The sequence below is a fragment of the Bacillus sp. BB51/4 genome, from assembly GCF_008368845.1.
Lineage (GTDB): Bacteria > Bacillota > Bacilli > Bacillales > Bacillaceae_G > Bacillus_A > Bacillus_A wiedmannii.
In genome coordinates this window covers 415,880-430,833 of record NZ_QOSC01000009.1, presented here as the reverse complement: position 1 = coordinate 430,833, position 14,954 = coordinate 415,880, and the positions used below count along the sequence as shown (strand labels likewise).

19 protein-coding genes and 2 pseudogenes are annotated in these 14,954 nt (G+C 35.5%); 17 read left to right on the top strand and 4 right to left on the bottom strand.

What is annotated here, in order from left to right:
• The first annotated feature begins 3 nt into the window (after positions 1-3).
• The 8 genes and pseudogenes from DN392_RS13490 to DN392_RS13455 all read left to right on the top strand — a co-directional run.
• Positions 4-888: a M23 family metallopeptidase gene (locus tag DN392_RS13490; protein WP_001051382.1), complete on the top strand. Its 885-nt coding sequence runs from the start codon at positions 4-6 to the stop codon at positions 886-888.
• Between the two features lie 132 nt (positions 889-1,020).
• Positions 1,021-2,073 carry a glycoside hydrolase family 25 protein gene (locus DN392_RS13485; protein ID WP_071743449.1) on the top strand — a complete coding sequence of 351 codons (1,053 nt, stop codon included), beginning with the start codon at positions 1,021-1,023 and terminating at the stop codon, positions 2,071-2,073.
• Positions 2,074-2,472: 399 nt separating this feature from the next.
• Positions 2,473-3,591, top strand: coding sequence for a lysozyme family protein (locus tag DN392_RS13480; RefSeq protein WP_088321562.1), 1,119 nt, complete (start codon positions 2,473-2,475; stop codon positions 3,589-3,591).
• 106 nt (positions 3,592-3,697) lie between these two features.
• A complete protein-coding gene (locus DN392_RS13475; protein WP_001051383.1) occupies positions 3,698-4,660 on the top strand; it encodes a M23 family metallopeptidase in 963 nt (320 codons plus the stop codon).
• Between the two features lie 383 nt (positions 4,661-5,043).
• Positions 5,044-5,340: a hypothetical protein gene (locus DN392_RS13470; RefSeq protein ID WP_000185567.1), complete on the top strand. Its 297-nt coding sequence runs from the start codon at positions 5,044-5,046 to the stop codon at positions 5,338-5,340.
• A 78-nt stretch (positions 5,341-5,418) separates the two neighbouring features.
• Positions 5,419-5,655 carry a hemolysin XhlA family protein gene (locus DN392_RS13465; protein ID WP_000348873.1) on the top strand — a complete coding sequence of 79 codons (237 nt, stop codon included), beginning with the start codon at positions 5,419-5,421 and terminating at the stop codon, positions 5,653-5,655.
• The gene (locus DN392_RS13460) at positions 5,655-5,894 is read left to right on the top strand and encodes a hypothetical protein (RefSeq protein ID WP_000570181.1); all 240 of its coding nucleotides are present in this window, start codon (positions 5,655-5,657) and stop codon (positions 5,892-5,894) included. The genes DN392_RS13465 and DN392_RS13460 overlap by 1 nt, the downstream gene beginning before the upstream one ends.
• Positions 5,895-5,907: 13 nt before the next feature.
• A pseudogene (locus DN392_RS13455) lies at positions 5,908-5,994 on the top strand (5-deoxy-glucuronate isomerase); the annotation flags it as partial.
• Positions 5,995-6,065: 71 nt separating this feature from the next.
• On the opposite strand, the pseudogene DN392_RS13450 reads toward DN392_RS13455, so the two are convergent.
• Together DN392_RS13450 and DN392_RS13445 are read right to left on the bottom strand one after the other, a co-directional pair.
• Positions 6,066-7,173 (bottom strand): annotated as a pseudogene (locus tag DN392_RS13450) (IS3 family transposase).
• Between the two features lie 101 nt (positions 7,174-7,274).
• A complete protein-coding gene (locus DN392_RS13445; protein WP_000898179.1) occupies positions 7,275-7,832 on the bottom strand; it encodes a CatB-related O-acetyltransferase in 558 nt (185 codons plus the stop codon).
• A gap of 140 nt (positions 7,833-7,972) precedes the next feature.
• Here DN392_RS13445 and DN392_RS13440 point away from each other — a divergent pair, with 140 nt between their 5' ends.
• The 9 genes from DN392_RS13440 (at position 7,973) to DN392_RS13405 (ending at position 13,096) form a co-directional block, all read left to right on the top strand.
• Positions 7,973-8,314: an ASCH domain-containing protein gene (locus DN392_RS13440; RefSeq protein ID WP_000639514.1), complete on the top strand. Its 342-nt coding sequence runs from the start codon at positions 7,973-7,975 to the stop codon at positions 8,312-8,314.
• Complete coding sequence (locus tag DN392_RS13435) at positions 8,311-8,706, top strand: NUDIX hydrolase (RefSeq protein WP_000620841.1); 396 nt, start codon at positions 8,311-8,313, stop codon at positions 8,704-8,706. Before DN392_RS13440 ends, DN392_RS13435 begins: the two co-directional genes overlap by 4 nt.
• An 86-nt stretch (positions 8,707-8,792) precedes the next feature.
• Complete coding sequence (locus DN392_RS13430; RefSeq protein WP_000070936.1) at positions 8,793-9,413, top strand: acetate uptake transporter; 621 nt, start codon at positions 8,793-8,795, stop codon at positions 9,411-9,413.
• A 139-nt stretch (positions 9,414-9,552) separates the two neighbouring features.
• The gene (locus DN392_RS13425) at positions 9,553-9,996 is read left to right on the top strand and encodes a flavodoxin (RefSeq protein ID WP_001062770.1); all 444 of its coding nucleotides are present in this window, start codon (positions 9,553-9,555) and stop codon (positions 9,994-9,996) included.
• A gap of 16 nt (positions 9,997-10,012) precedes the next feature.
• Positions 10,013-10,912, top strand: a complete 900-nt coding sequence (locus DN392_RS13420) for a WD40/YVTN/BNR-like repeat-containing protein (protein ID WP_000449522.1) — start codon at positions 10,013-10,015, stop codon at positions 10,910-10,912.
• 216 nt (positions 10,913-11,128) lie between these two features.
• Positions 11,129-11,329 (top strand): cold shock-like protein CspB, encoded by a 201-nt coding sequence (cspB, locus tag DN392_RS13415; protein ID WP_001179147.1) that lies wholly within the window; start codon positions 11,129-11,131, stop codon positions 11,327-11,329.
• Positions 11,330-11,518: 189 nt separating this feature from the next.
• Positions 11,519-12,364 carry an exonuclease gene (locus DN392_RS13410; RefSeq protein ID WP_000426515.1) on the top strand — a complete coding sequence of 282 codons (846 nt, stop codon included), beginning with the start codon at positions 11,519-11,521 and terminating at the stop codon, positions 12,362-12,364.
• 192 nt (positions 12,365-12,556) lie between these two features.
• A complete protein-coding gene (locus DN392_RS30390; protein ID WP_000387289.1) occupies positions 12,557-12,718 on the top strand; it encodes a hypothetical protein in 162 nt (53 codons plus the stop codon).
• A 30-nt stretch (positions 12,719-12,748) separates the two neighbouring features.
• Positions 12,749-13,096 carry a hypothetical protein gene (locus DN392_RS13405; protein ID WP_000566109.1) on the top strand — a complete coding sequence of 116 codons (348 nt, stop codon included), beginning with the start codon at positions 12,749-12,751 and terminating at the stop codon, positions 13,094-13,096.
• Positions 13,097-13,335: 239 nt separating this feature from the next.
• On the opposite strand, the gene DN392_RS13400 is transcribed toward DN392_RS13405, so the two are convergent.
• Both DN392_RS13400 and DN392_RS13395 read right to left on the bottom strand, forming a co-directional pair.
• A complete protein-coding gene (locus DN392_RS13400; protein ID WP_000345047.1) occupies positions 13,336-14,427 on the bottom strand; it encodes a DUF3900 domain-containing protein in 1,092 nt (363 codons plus the stop codon).
• Positions 14,428-14,544: 117 nt separating this feature from the next.
• Entirely contained in the window at positions 14,545-14,886 is a 342-nt protein-coding gene (locus tag DN392_RS13395) for a hypothetical protein (protein WP_306426526.1), read from the bottom strand.
• Positions 14,887-14,954 lie beyond the last annotated feature (68 nt).

Here is a 14,954-nt window from a genome sequence, read left to right as displayed (position 1 = left end):
AATATGGCAAAATTTATTTATCCAACAGATACAACAAGGGTAACAAGTGGTTTTAGAGGCAGCAGACCAGATCATCATGGGGTAGACCTTGCAGAACCAGGTTATCATCCGATTTATGCAGCGGCTAGTGGACAAGTTAGTCGCTCTTATTATTCATCTAGTTATGGTGAATGTATTATGATTGTGAATAATATTGATGGGGTCAAATGGGAAACTGTATATGCTCATATGCGTAGTGGTTCTCGAACGGTGAATGTAGGGGATTATGTTACACAAGGACAAACTATTGGAGTTATGGGGAACACTGGAGATTCTAGTGGCCAACACTTGCATTTTGAAATGCATAAAGGTGGCTGGGATATTAATAAGAGTAATGCTGTGAATCCGTTAGACTATCTGGGAAAAGGAGACGGTGGTAACACTGGAAATGGTTCTGATCCTACTGATGTAGATACACGTAAAAACGTGACGCTACCTTCTGATTGGTTAACTAATAACTTAGGTTGGTTACAATGTGTAGAGCGACAATCTTGGGTGTATAAAGAACCAAATGAACTTGCGGAAGTAGTAGGAAAGATTCCTCTTGGCAGTGGGCATGTGTATTTAGAGACTGCATGGGATGGGAAAAGATTTTGGTTTAAAATTGCCAATGATAACTGGGTTCCTGAAACAGTAATGCGTATTGAAAAAGATGGTAGAAGTAAAGGTGTCATTTGGAATGAATGGGATGGGCTAGAATGTTACCATCACGCAAATTACAACAGTGGTATACGCGATCGAGTAAGTGTAGGCCAATGGGTAATTGAGTTTAGAGATAACAACTGGATTTATATTACAGATAAAGGCTGGGTAGAGTTTGACGAAAAAATTATTCGTTGGATTCGATAGATTTGTTAAAAAGAAGAGTAGGTCCTTATGGAGCGACTCTTCTTTATTTTTTATTAATTAGAATCACAAGCTAAATAACAATGTAGCTAGAAAAAGGATTTCTATCAATGATTAACAAAGGAGCATGTATAAATGAAGAAAATAGCAGATATATCTTATCATAATGGAAATATAAATTGGGCTGAAGCGAGTAATGATTTGGAGCTGGCTATTATTCGTGTACAATATGGATCTAATAAGGTTGATTCAAAATATAAAGAATATGTCCAAGGTTGTAAAGCATATGGAGTTCCATTTGGTCATTATGCTTATGGATGTTATACAAGTGTCCAAGACGCTATTGTAGAAGCAAGAGATTTTATGAATCGTGCAGACAAGGATGCAAAATTCCTTGTATTGGATGTAGAAGATGACACACTTGCTAGTTGTGGACCCACTAACTTAGCAAAAGCATCTCAGGCCTTCATTGATACATGTCGTGCAGCGGGCTGGAAAGTTGGATTATACGTGTCACATCACATGTATACAAGTTATGGACTAAATAGTGTGAGTGCAGATTTCTTATGGATTCCTCGTTATGGTGGCAGTAAACCTGCATATAGCTGTGATCTATGGCAATATACTGAAACTGGTAGCGTTGCAGGAATTACTGGTAATGTAGACTTAAATTACTTAGTAGGAAATAAAACTATTGAATGGTTTATAGGAAAGGGCTCTAATTCAAATAATCCTGATCCTACAGATGTAGACACCCGAAAGAATGTATCATTACCACCAGATTGGTTAACCAATAACTTAGGTTGGTTACAATGTTTAGAGCGACAGTCTTGGGTATATAAAGAACCAAATGAAATTGCGGAAGTAGTAGGAAAGCTTCCTCTTGGCAGTGGCCATGTATATTTAGAGAGTGCATGGGATGGGAAAAGATTTTGGTTTAAAATCGCCAATGACAACTGGGTTCCTGAAACAGCAATACGTATCGAAAAAGATGGTAGGAGTAAAGGTGTCATTTGGAATGAATGGAAAGGATTAGAGTGTTACCATCATGCGAATTACAACAGTGGTATACGTGATCGAGTAAGCGAAGGACAATGGGTAATTGAGTTTAGGGATAACAATTGGATTTACATTAAAGATAAAGGTTGGGTAGAATTTGATGAAAAAATCATTCGCTGGATTCGCTAATTAAAAAAATTATTTGTATTAAAGTAAAACTAAAAAAGATGAAACATATCGATAGGATAGTTTTAGAACAAATAGCGTTTGACTTGCATTATAGTACAGGCTATATCCGACGAAAACACGCTGAAATAAGAAAGATTGTCAAGTTTTTAGATGGGTTTTAATGTTACCTTTTTGTAGGCTACATGCAGTGTACAGAAAGTATTGAAAAAGTGATTTATAGTAGTAATATAAGATTTCGACGAAAGGGCAACTATATTTATGGTTGCTCTTTTTGTTGTGAAAGAAGGTGAGCAACATGAAGTAATTTTATAGATTAATGGGTATTTGGCTGATAGTCATATTTAATATGGTAGTAGTTTTTTAGGCAAGCATAATGGGAAAATAAGGAGATGTTTAGTAATGAGTATATTAGCTACTTCAGTTAAAACAAAGAATTTGCCACAACAAGTGTTACGTTGGCAATCAATGGTAGAAAGTGAATGTTCTGCACAAGGAGTACCTGAGTTAATTCCTTACGTACTTGGAATCATTATGGTGGAAAGTGACGGGAATTCTGAAAAAACACCTGATATTATGCAATCAAGTGAATCACAAGGGTGGCCAATGAATACAATTAAAAATCCTAAAGATTCAATTTATTATGGAGTAAAGCATCTAAAAGGAGCTTTTGATGATGCGAAAAAAAATGGTATTACAGATTTAAGTGCCATTGTTCAATCATATAATTTTGGACGAGCTTACCTTCGCTGGTTAGCTTCAAACAAGAAACAACATTCATTACCGGTGGCGGATCTGTATTCTAAAACGGTTGTTGCACCATCACTTGGAAATACAACAGGTGCCATGGTTCGATATAGTAATCCAATTGCTGTGGCATACAATGGTGGCTACCGATATAAAAACGGAGGGAATTTCTTCTACGCTGAAATTGTTAAGCAATATGTTGATTTTGATGGGGGAACTAATCCTTCTGAAAATAAAGAACCATCAGAGTGGGCGAGAAGTGCATGGAAGTGGGGATTAGAAAAAGGAATTGTAGATGGGAATTCACATCCACATGGAACGGTAGTAGAAGAAATCTTGGTACACATGTTACAACGTGTATACAACAACAAAGTATTTTTAGGTACTGGAAGTGCAGTATCCTTCGCTATTGATACAAGTTACCGGAATGGAGAACCGTCAGAATGGGCGAGAGACGCATGGAAGTGGGGTCTAGAAAAAGGGATTGTAGATGGAAATTCACATCCACATGGAGAAGTGACAGAAGAAATTCTGGTACACATGTTGCAACGTGTATACAACAACAAAGTATTCTCAGGTACTGGAAGCTCAGGAGCATTTGTCACTAATGTAAGTTATCAAAATGGAGAGCCATCAGAATGGGCGAGAGATGCATGGAAATGGGGATTAGAAAAAGGAACTATAGATGGGAATTCACATCCACATGGAAAAGTAACAGAGGAAATTTTAGTACACATACTACAACGATGTACAAATAATGGGGTATTTAAGTAATTATAAGATTTTCATATTATAAAGATTCTTGTCAAATAAAAAAGTAAACGAAGGTACTCATTTAAGTACCTTGATTATACTGTGCAAAAAAGAAAGGAAGATTAGTATGGCAAAGTTTATTTATCCAACAGATACAACGAGAGTAACAAGTGGTTTTAGAGGCAGCAGACCAAATCACCATGGGATAGACCTTGCTGAAGCAGGGTATCATCCGATTTATGCAGCGGCTAATGGAAAAGTTAGTCGCTCGTATTTTTCATCTAGTTACGGTGAATGTATTATGATCGTGCATACTATTGATGGAGTTACATGGGAGACTGTATACGCTCATATGCGTAGTGGTTCTCGAACGGTGAACGTAGGAGATTATGTTACCCAAGGACAAACTATTGGAGTTATGGGGAACACTGGGGATTCTAGTGGCCAACACTTACATTTTGAACTGCATAAAGGCGGCTGGAATATTAATAAGAGTAATGCTGTGAACCCATTAGACCATTTAGGAAAAGGACCTGATCCTTCTGAAAATAAAGAGCCATCAGATTGGGCAAAAGATGCATGGAAATGGGGATTAGAAAAAGGAATTATAGATGGAAATTCTCATCCGCATGGAACAGTTTTAGAAGAAATTTTAGTACACATGTTACAGCGTGTATACAATAACAAAGTATTCTTAGGTACTGGAAGCGTAGTATCGGTTTCTATTGATACAAGTTATAGAAATGGGCAACCATCGGAATGGGCGAGAGATGCATGGAAATGGGGACTAGAAAAAGGAATTGTAGATGGAAATTCTCATCCACATGGAGAAGTGACGGAAGAAATCCTGGTACACATGCTGCAACGTATATACAATAACAAAGTATTCTCAGATACTAGAAGTACAGTGTCAATCGCCTCTAATGTGAGCTACCAAAATGGAGAGCCATTAGAATGGGCGAGAGATGCATGGAAATGGGGATTAGAAAGAGGAATTATTGATGAGAACTCACATCCACATGGAAAAGTGACAGAGGAAATTTTAGTGCACATTCTACAACGATGTGCGAATAATGGAGTATTTAATTAAATAAAAAGCCTGATTCTTATTCTGCTAATCCCTGTCTAATAGACAGGGATTAAAATTTATAATTAGAAGATTTAAATTCACAAATCGTTTGTTTTTAGTGTAGCTGAACTAAGTGTATACAATCTACGTTGTGTTTTAGAAATAGTATATGTTTACTAGAAACATATTTTTGATATTAGGTTACGACGTAAGTGATCCGAATTGGTAGTTTTTCTGTTAAATACTGCACTCATTAAATATCTGAATATTCTTTCGAATCGGAGAGTAAATATTACTCCTTTAATTAAATTAAGATATTATTTTTCAAACTACATAGCAAAATTTACGTACTAAATGAGATTGTTAGAAAATCAATAAACAAAATTAAAACGGGAGAGGAAGATATGACAAATACACATCCAGAGGAAAATCAATTTCAGAACCAAATTCTAAATCAAATCATGCCAAGTGATGACAATCAATTTATGGAAATTGATGACGTTGTGGATAATTTAGTGAATGCTGGGATTATTACCGCTAGCAATTTTAACGTCAACGTGGAGCTGTTTAGAGGAAGTCCAATTACTGTTTCCATTGTAAAAACGGGAAACCCAGCAACAGAGGTTCCTACAAAAGTAGTTACCGAGGATAGTATTGAGGGACAAATTGAGGTGGACGTTAAACCAGAAGGGATTAAATAATGAGATAAAAAGACAAATATATGCATATTAAGATTTTTAATTTTTAATTAAATACGAAGTAGGAGAGAGGTGGAAATAATGGATGGTTTGCAAGAGATGAAAGGTGATGTTCAGGAAATAAGACAAGATATTAAAGATATACGATTAGAGATTAGAGGTCTAGAAATGAGGACAGCAGGTAATGAAAAAGACATTATTAATATTAATAAGCAATTAGATAAGATTAGTGCAAATACAACATGGATATTACGCCTTATTATTGGTGGAATAATTGGAGCAGCTCTGACCTTCCTCTTGAAAGGTGGCGGTATGTAATGATTGAAATTACGGCAATGATTGGGGCTGTTATAGGGTTATCGCAAATTGCTAAAACAAATGGATTGCAAACAAAATATATTCCGATATTTAATTTGACGCTTGGCATTATACTGGGTGTTTTATTTTTGTCTCAAGATATCAAAATGAATATATTTCAAGGAATGATTATCGGATTGTCAGCAAGTGGATTGTTTGACCATACGAAAATTATAAAAAAGGATGACAATAGGAAATGAAAAAGAAATCCAAATTAACCCATGGAATGATCGTATCATGGAAGAAGAACACAAGTGGTTATTAGAACCAAACGCGAAAATTTGGCCCGAAAAGGAATAGACGAAAATAAAAACGAGCACTCCTATTTATAGTGATGAAGTGACCCCTAAAAGTTAGACACGGTTATTTTATCAAGCTGCCTTAATCCGTTTTGTATTATAATAATCTATATATATTTCTAATTCTATTTTAAAATGCTCTACACTTTCAAATTCTTTTATGTAGAGGAACTCCGCCTTCATAATTCTGAAGAAATTCTCTATTACTGCGTTGTCGTAACAGTTACCTTTTCGAGACATGCTCTGTACAATAGCTCTTGATTCAAGTGTACGGACGTATTGTCTCATTTGATAATGTCATTCTTGATCAGAATCCATCAGTAGTTGGTGATTTTCAGGCAAATGTTCTAATGCATTCTCTAACATCTTTGAAACAAGTGAATACGTCGGTCTAGAACCAATTGTATAGGTAATAATTTCACCATTATACAAGTCTAATACAGGTGATACATACAGTTTCTCTCCAAACAATGTAAACTCTGTGATGTCCGTTACCTATTTTTGATTCGGTGCATCTGTATAAAAATTACGCTCTAAAATATTAGGTGCAATTCTACCGACTTTTCCTTTATAGGATTTATATTTCTTCATATGCACAACACACTTTAATCCAAGCTCTTTCATAATGCGTTGAACCTTTTTGTGATTCACTTTCTGACCACGATTCGTTAATTCATCACGAATGCGACGGTAACCATAACGACCTTCATTTTCCTCATAAATCGCTTTCATCTCAGCTTTCAAATCGGCATCTACATCTGGACGATTCATTTTCTTTACTAAATTATAATACGTGCTTCGTGGAATATTAGCTAGCTCCACGAGTGCCTTCACCGAATATTTATGCCTTAATTCATAGACTACTTGCGCTTTGTCTGGTCTCGTGATTTTTCCAAACAGAAATCGTTGAAGGGGCAGGAATGTTAAAAATAGCTGCCGTCTCAAATAAGGACATACCGTTTTCAATCATAAAGTTTAGTACGTCTAGTTTAAATTGTTGTGTGTAATTTGTACAACGTTTTAGAAAAGCTTCCACACCATTCTGTTTATACTGGTTTACCCAATTCAAAATAATTGTGTTACTTATACCGATCGCTCTACCCATTTTTCGATAACTTTCATTTCCGTTCAAATACCGTAGAACGATTTGTATTTTTTCATCAGCTGTAAATTTAGCCATAGAAAAACTGCACCTCCAATTGTTAGACTGTGTCTAACAATTGGAGGTGCTGTCTAACAATTGGAGGTGCAGTTCAGAATAAGATGCTCTTTTTGTATTAATCACATAGATTCATTTTCGGGTGAGGTAAAAAACTCGTTGATTTTGTTGGAAAGTAGAAATGGAATGGCTCCTTTTATAACAGAAATATCCCAATCCCACCATGCGAGATTTTCTAGCTTGTCAATCGTTTCTTGCGGGAAACGATATCGAACAAATTTTGCAGGATTACCAGCTACAATTGCATATGGAGGTACGTCTTTTGTAACAACACTCTTTGCCCCAATAATGGCTCCGTTACCAATTGTAACACCAGATAAAATGCAGGATTGATAACCAATCCATACATCGTTGCCGACTACGATGTCACCTTTTGAAGAAGGATGACCAGTAATATGTGCTCCTTCATTAAAAAATGCATTAAATGGGTATGTCGTTATCCAGTCTGCGCGATGTTCACCGCCAAGTATAAAAACGACTTCTTCTCCTAATGAACAAAACTTACCTATTTTTAATTTTGTTTCATCATTCCAAGAAAAAATGGTTGGACCTACTTTACTATAAGTATAATCACCAATATCATATTTATTATATTCAGGTTTTTGATTTAAAAATAACATAACAAATTTAGCATCCTCTCTAAAGCAAGTAATGGATATGGAACATTATATGCAACTTGGAATAAGTCGAACTGTGTTGTATGAATTGGTAATGCACAAAAATAGTAGTAGGCGTAATACATAAAAAAGGAGTGGAATGAATGATATACAAAATGGGATTATATAATAAACCTTTTCAATCAATTCAATTAGGAAAAAAAGTATATGAAGTACGTTTATACGATACAAAACGTCAACTTATAAAACAAGGCGATAATATTGTATTTACGAACCTTACGACAGCAGCAACGATGACTGTAAAAGTAACGGAAATAAAACGATACGCAAGCTTTAAAGCAATGTACGAACAAATTGATCACAAATTATTGGATTGTGAAAATGATAGTTTAGAGGAAATGCTAGAAAGTACATACAAAATATATACGAAAGAACAAGAAAAAAAGTGGGGAACAGTTGCGATTCGTATTGAGGTAATAAAATGATAAGAAATCGCGGCGGGGCTATCATTGTGCAGGAAGGGAAAATTGCTCTTATAAAACGTATTCGAGAAGGGGAAACATATTATGTTTTTCCAGGCGGAGGAATTGAAGAAGGAGAAACAGCTGAAGAAGCAACAAAGCGAGAAATTTATGAAGAATTAGGGGTACATATAAAAGTGGAGCATCTGATTGCAAAGGTGGAGTATAAAGGTACGGAGTATTATTTTAATGCCCATATTATAGATGGAGTTTTCGGAAGTGGTAAAGCTGAAGAATTCAAACTGAAAGATAGAGGGAGTTATATTCCGTTATGGTTACCGATACACGAGTTGGAAAAAGTGAGTATAAAACCGTATGAAGTGGTCGGAAGTATATGTAATCATTATAAAAAGTAAGGTCTGACAACATACAAAAAAACCCATTGACATAGTCTTCTGATTTAAGTATTGTATTCGAGTATGTTTATAATCAGGAGGTTTATATGAGCAATCAAACTACTACACATCATGTGAAAATGACAACAGCAGATCCATCTGGAATTGGTCTATTTGGATTAGCGATGGTAACACTTGTAGCATCATCTCAAAAGTTAGGCTTAACAGATGGCGTTTCACTTGTATTACCGTGGGCAATCTTTTTAGGAGGATTTGCACAAATCTTTGCGTGCATTCACGATGCAAAGCATAACAATACGTTCGGTACAACAGCATTCGGTGCCTACGGCCTATTTTGGTTAGGTGTTGGAATGACTTGGTTAATTCAACTTGGAGTATTTGGCGAAAAATTAGCACAAGCTGCAGATTCAAAACAGCTGGGTGTAGCCTTTATTGGATATTTGATTTTCACAATCTTTATGACAATTGGTGCAATGGAAACACATAAAGTATTATTTATGATTTTCGTCCTTATTGATTTCTTATTTATTGGTCTTTCATTAAGTACTTTAGGTGTTATGCCGCATGCAATGCATAATTTAGCAGCGTATTCTGAACTATGTATTTCATTATTATCTTTCTATGGTTCAGCAGCAGCAGTGTTAAATACACACTTCGGTAAAGTTGTATTACCAGTTGGAAAGCCGTTTGGTATTTTTAAAAAGTAATAAAAAAGCACAGGTGATTGTATAGTCATCTGTGCTTTTTTATATGGAATAAATAAAAATGAAAAATATAATTGAAATTGATTCTCATTATTAATATAATGAGAATGAGAATCATTTATTGTAAGAGGGGGATGCCGAAGTGGCAAAAATTTTAATAGCCTATGCAAGTATGTCAGGAAATACAGAGAGTATTGCTGATTTAATAAAAGTTAGTTTAGATGCTTTTGATCATGAAGTAGTATTGCAAGAAATGGAAGGCATGGATGTTGAAGAATTATTAGCCTATGATGGAATCATTTTAGGATCTTATACGTGGGGCGATGGTGAATTACCGTTTGAGGCGGAAGATTTCCATGAGGACTTAGAAAATATAGATTTATCAGGGAAGAAAGTAGCGGTATTCGGATCAGGTGATACGGCGTATGAACTATTTTGTGAAGCGGTAACGATATTTGAAGAAAGACTTGTAGAACGCGGTGCAGAGCTTGTACAAGAAGGATTGAAAATCGAACTAGCTCCAGAAGATGAAGAGGATGTTGAAAAATGCAGTAATTTTGCAATTGCATTTGCTGAGAAGTTCTAAGAATGGGAGTGTCAACGTGGAGACAATGTTAAGTGCGACCGCTATTACAAAGTTAAGAGATGGAAAACTTATGTTAGCTACTACATATAATGGCTTATTTATTGAACGAGACGGAGAATGGAAACAAATATTAAATGGTTTTCAAAAACGAATTAGGGATTTACATAGCGAAGATAATGTAGTGTATGGTGTAGGTGACGAAGGGATTTTTATTCGTAGTATGAATGGTGGGGAGAACTGGACGGTTCAGCGTTTTCCAACAAAAGCAACGAGTTGGAATGTGTGTAGTAATGTACAAGGAACAGTCATTGCTCATGGAGATAAAACGTTGTATCGTTCTAATGATTTTGGTTCGACATGGGAAACCATTCATCCATTTCTTGAGTATGGTGGCGGGGCACCATCTATTCGATCGTTATTTTTATATAAACATTACTTATTTATTGGTACGAAAATACATGCTAAATATGGTGGTGTTTGGCTCTTTAATTTGGAGACACGTAAATTAAAGAGGATTAAAATCGTGATGAATCAGATGATCTCAGCGTTGACTGTACACAATTCTTATATAGTAGCAGCGAGTGGATCGTGCAAGGGGATTAGCGGGAATATTTCTTTTTGTAAAATAGATGAAAGTATTGAGAGTGAAAAAACATATTGGCACACATGTCAAAGTGAGCAGAAAGCAAGTAGCTATTTAGCCTTGAGTGTAGATCAACATGTGCTATATACAACGTCAACGCAAAATAAGGCGGGGATTAGTACGGTTTGTCGTGTACTTCTAGAAGAAGGACTTGTTACAGTATGTGACTCAGTTAAAGGGCATGGCTGGCGCATCGTTAACCAAAAAGAGGGTTATGTTGTAGCTGGATCAGGTGAATCAAAAGCGATGCAATGGAAGAAAAAAATTATATAGCAAAAAAAACTTTACTTTTATTATATTGATATGATATAGTTACTTTAAACCATTTTACTTTTAATAATATAGAGATTTAAATGAGCTGTAACTTCCGAGGAGGATAGCAATGTTAAATCTCCTCTGGGGTTGCAGTTTTTTAATTTTTGAAGTATTATTGTAAAGTGGTTGAAAATGAATATGTACATATAGGTACATTGTAGGAGGATTTTTTAAATGCAAAACGGTAAAGTAAAATGGTTTAACGCAGAAAAAGGTTTCGGTTTCATCGAAGTTGAAGGCGGAGAAGACGTATTCGTTCATTTCTCAGCTATCCAAGGCGACGGCTTCAAATCATTAGAAGAAGGTCAAGAAGTTACTTTCGAAGTAGAACAAGGTAACCGTGGACCTCAAGCTACAAACGTTAACAAGAAGTAATTATGGAAAAAAGAAGGGCTTGCCCTTCTTTTTTTTTGCATTTTTATTGAATAACCTCCTATGTACATATAATAATGAGATTAAATTTTCGTTTATTAGACGAAGTATTTCATGCATAAAGTGCATGAATAAATAAATACTGAAAATAGAGTATGTGTGTGAAAAGGAATTTAGAAAGAGGTAAATAAATTGGAAAACGCTACACATTTTATTGTGTTCGATATAGAGAGAAATTTCAGGCCGTATAAATCAGAAGATCCGTCAGAGATAGTTGATATCGGAGCTGTAAAAATAGAAGCAAGTACAATGAAGGTAATTGGAGAATTTTCGGAGTTAGTAAAGCCGAGTGCACGACTCACTCGTCATACGACAAAATTAACAGGAATTACAAAGAAAGATTTAATTGGTGTGGAGAAATTCCCGCAAATTATAGAGAAATTTATTCAATTTATCGGAGAAGACTCTGTATTTGTTTCATGGGGAAGAGAAGATTATCGTTTTCTATCTCATGATTGTACGTTACACGGTGTAGAATGCCCATGTATGGAAAAAGAGAGCAAATTTGATTTGCAGAAGTTTGTTTTCCAAGCGTATGAAGAGTTATTTGAGCATACACCAAGTTTACAATTTGCAGTAGAACAGCTCGGTTTAACGTGGGAAGGAAAGCAGCACCGAGCTTTAGCGGATGCTGAGAATACAGCGAATATACTTCTTAAAGTATATAGCGAGAGAGACATTCATAAACGGTACAAAAGACATGGTGAGCTTGAACTTGTAGAGAACGGAAAACTAACAGAAAAAGCGAAAAAAAAGATGCGAAAATGGGTATTTAAAGAAATGAGAAAAAATACAGAGCGTCCTTTCGTTTGGAGTGCATTTGAAAGTAGTGACACGTGGGAAAGTATAACAGAAAGATATTATATAAGTGAAGCTACAGTAGAACTTTTGAAAAAGCATTTTCGTACGGCGGTTAGAAAAGCGGAAAGACAGATTAGGTATTTGGCTGAGATGGAGGAGAATGTAGAGGTTAAATGACATTCTCCTCTATTTCTAGCTACATAAATTTAACGTCATTGTATTGATGGATGAATAAAGTATTCATATTAAATAGGAATTGATTTGTTGTGATTGGGCCATTATAATTGCTTTGAAAATTAAGGTGGGGTAAGAATTTTTAAATACATTCATAAAACTAGAGCCCATAGAAATGAAAGAGGGTAGAGTTAAATGGAAGCAATCTTTAACATTGTAACAGTTTTAGTTTTTGGGATAATATTTACCACGCTATTAGCAGTAATTACACTTCCTTTCATAGCAAAGAAGAAGAATTGGAAAAAGCTTAATATATCTTTAAAGCGTGGTGTATTAAAGATTAAAATCGAAGAGTAAATATGAGTTTTATACAAGGGAGGTGTGATAGTGATAGACTTGGATATTAAAGACGTCACCGTACAGATGGAATTAAACGGTGTCTTTTGGAATGAGGATGGGCTTGCTGAAATGACGGTGACTACAAAAGCTGAGCATTCTCTTATTCTTCGTCTAGTAGTTGACTTAGAAAGTAAAACTATTAGGGCGACGAGTGCCGAAATAGTGAATGGATTCTGCCCTCTGTGCAAACAGAAAAGGGACGAATGTAGTGAACTTAATGACTTGCAAAACAAAATGGATATTTTAGAAGAAGCCTATGATTGGGTAAGAGAGCATCCAGAATATCGTTTTCAATTATCTTTTTACGAGTACAATAAATTTGAGGTAGTGAAGTGAAATTTTCATTTTACCAACATACATAGTGACTACTCTAATGGAAATACGCTTGTACAACAAGGAAGGAATCTACTGGATTCTGCAACAATTGTTATCTTGGATTAAAAATAAACATATTTTGTTATAAAGCAGAAAAACCGATTCTACTAAGAATCGGTTTTTAATATAAAGGTCAACTAAGTTCAAAATAAAAGAGCGCTTATTAAAAGCGCTCAGTAAAAATAGATATATGGAAGGATTTATTCAATCCCGTTCGGATCATAAGAATACTGCTGCTTATTCTCAATCCGCTCAATCACATCTTGCAATTCATCTGGCTTCAGAAATTCAATCGGAGAGAAGCCTTTCTCAAACGTAAGTGTATCAGCTTCGATCATTAGTACGTATCGGTCATTTACTTTTGCGATATGTATTTGATCCCCGAAATCAGCAAGCAGGGCCTTCACAGAGATATGATCTGCTTTTAACTTTAATTCCACTTCAGGAGCATGCTCGACGATTTGAGCGGTAGCCTCCATTACTTCTTCAGTTGAAAATTGTTCCATAATTTCGCGTTTCGGACTGGCAGCCCATACTTCCATTGCTTGGTCGAATTGTTCGCGTTCTTCCGTACCTTCTTCAAATACATCTTCAATTTGGTCATATACCATGTCCATTACTTGTGTTTTCATAATTTCAGGCATAGAGCGTTCGTACTCGACGAATTTTAAGAAGTCTTCAAAGTAGCGGGCGTGTGATGCTTGGTGAATTTTTAGTTCGCCTACTTCGACCATACCTTCTTCAGGCATGTACGGATATTGGATAGATTTCATATTTTTTGTTGTGATGGCCATTTCAACGTTACGAATCAGTGTGGATTCATCTGAAATAGAAGCGACTTTCGGTTCGAAGTCACATTTCATAACGAAAACGAATGGATCATCAAAGTATTTGCGTAGTTTTGCTTGCGCAATTAAAAATACACCACCGCGTACAGCACTTGTGTCCAGATATGTATAAACGAGAGGTTCACTCATATCTTTGAAGTTTTCTTTTGTTTCCGCAAAGCGAATGCGATTAAAGAGGTTGTAATGAGGGTTTGAATCAAGTTCGTGCCCTTCTTCTACAATGAAGCGACCAATCTTTGTCGGAGCTTGTTCTGTTTTCGCATGACGTTCTACTTTTCGCTTTGAAATTTTTAATAATTCACCATTCAAAAATTCTTTTAAGGAGCTATCTTCATACTCTTCAGCGTCTAACGTTTGAAAATGTTTGTAGCGTTTATCAACAGCTTCACCTTTTCCTTCTACTTGTACAACATAAAAGGAAAGATAATTTATTTCAAAATCCATATTTATCACCTTGTTTCATTTCATTAACTCTTATCAGTATAGAGATGGAAAAAACTTTCGTCAATTTATATAAAGGAAGGGGGAGCCCCTTCCTTTATATATTTTTTACTTTCGAAATTAAAATCCGTCTTCTAATGCTGAAAATGGAATGTTTAGTCTGTTTTCTATTGTACGTAAACGCTGGTTTAAGCGGTTTAATCTACGTGTATGACGCTCAACCGTGTTTTCTAATTGACGTACTCTTTGTTCAAGCTCATTTACTCGTCTTTCTAGTTGACGGTTTCCAGTACCAGGAAAAGAGATTGGCAGTTGGAATTGTCGATTTTGATCATATGGATTAACTTGTTCTGTTGGATCTATATATTGTTGGTATTGTGCTTGTAAATCATATTGAGGTTGATAACCATTTTGGTTATATGGATCGTATGGATTGTAGGGGTACATAAAAATATCCTCCATTTCTTTAAAATAGGTTAATTCACCATAATGTATGTGTGAAAGCGGAGTGTGGCACGGCAAATACCTAT

Excerpts from the sequence above, each read along its gene's own strand:
- DN392_RS13490 (WP_001051382.1), top strand. The coding sequence starts at position 4 with ATGGCAAAATTTATTTATCCAACAGATACAACAAGGGTAACAAGTGGT.
- DN392_RS13485 (WP_071743449.1), top strand. The coding sequence starts at position 1,021 with ATGAAGAAAATAGCAGATATATCTTATCATAATGGAAATATAAATTGG.
- DN392_RS13480 (WP_088321562.1), top strand. The coding sequence starts at position 2,473 with ATGAGTATATTAGCTACTTCAGTTAAAACAAAGAATTTGCCACAACAA.
- DN392_RS13475 (WP_001051383.1), top strand. The coding sequence starts at position 3,698 with ATGGCAAAGTTTATTTATCCAACAGATACAACGAGAGTAACAAGTGGT.
- DN392_RS13470 (WP_000185567.1), top strand. The coding sequence starts at position 5,044 with ATGACAAATACACATCCAGAGGAAAATCAATTTCAGAACCAAATTCTA.
- DN392_RS13465 (WP_000348873.1), top strand. The coding sequence starts at position 5,419 with ATGGATGGTTTGCAAGAGATGAAAGGTGATGTTCAGGAAATAAGACAA.
- DN392_RS13460 (WP_000570181.1), top strand. The coding sequence starts at position 5,655 with ATGATTGAAATTACGGCAATGATTGGGGCTGTTATAGGGTTATCGCAA.
- DN392_RS13445 (WP_000898179.1), bottom strand. The coding sequence starts at position 7,832 with ATGTTATTTTTAAATCAAAAACCTGAATATAATAAATATGATATTGGT.
- DN392_RS13440 (WP_000639514.1), top strand. The coding sequence starts at position 7,973 with ATGATATACAAAATGGGATTATATAATAAACCTTTTCAATCAATTCAA.
- DN392_RS13435 (WP_000620841.1), top strand. The coding sequence starts at position 8,311 with ATGATAAGAAATCGCGGCGGGGCTATCATTGTGCAGGAAGGGAAAATT.
- DN392_RS13430 (WP_000070936.1), top strand. The coding sequence starts at position 8,793 with ATGAGCAATCAAACTACTACACATCATGTGAAAATGACAACAGCAGAT.
- cspB (WP_001179147.1), top strand. The coding sequence starts at position 11,129 with ATGCAAAACGGTAAAGTAAAATGGTTTAACGCAGAAAAAGGTTTCGGT.
- DN392_RS30390 (WP_000387289.1), top strand. The coding sequence starts at position 12,557 with ATGGAAGCAATCTTTAACATTGTAACAGTTTTAGTTTTTGGGATAATA.
- DN392_RS13400 (WP_000345047.1), bottom strand. The coding sequence starts at position 14,427 with ATGGATTTTGAAATAAATTATCTTTCCTTTTATGTTGTACAAGTAGAA.
- DN392_RS13395 (WP_306426526.1), bottom strand. The coding sequence starts at position 14,886 with ATGGAGGATATTTTTATGTACCCCTACAATCCATACGATCCATATAAC.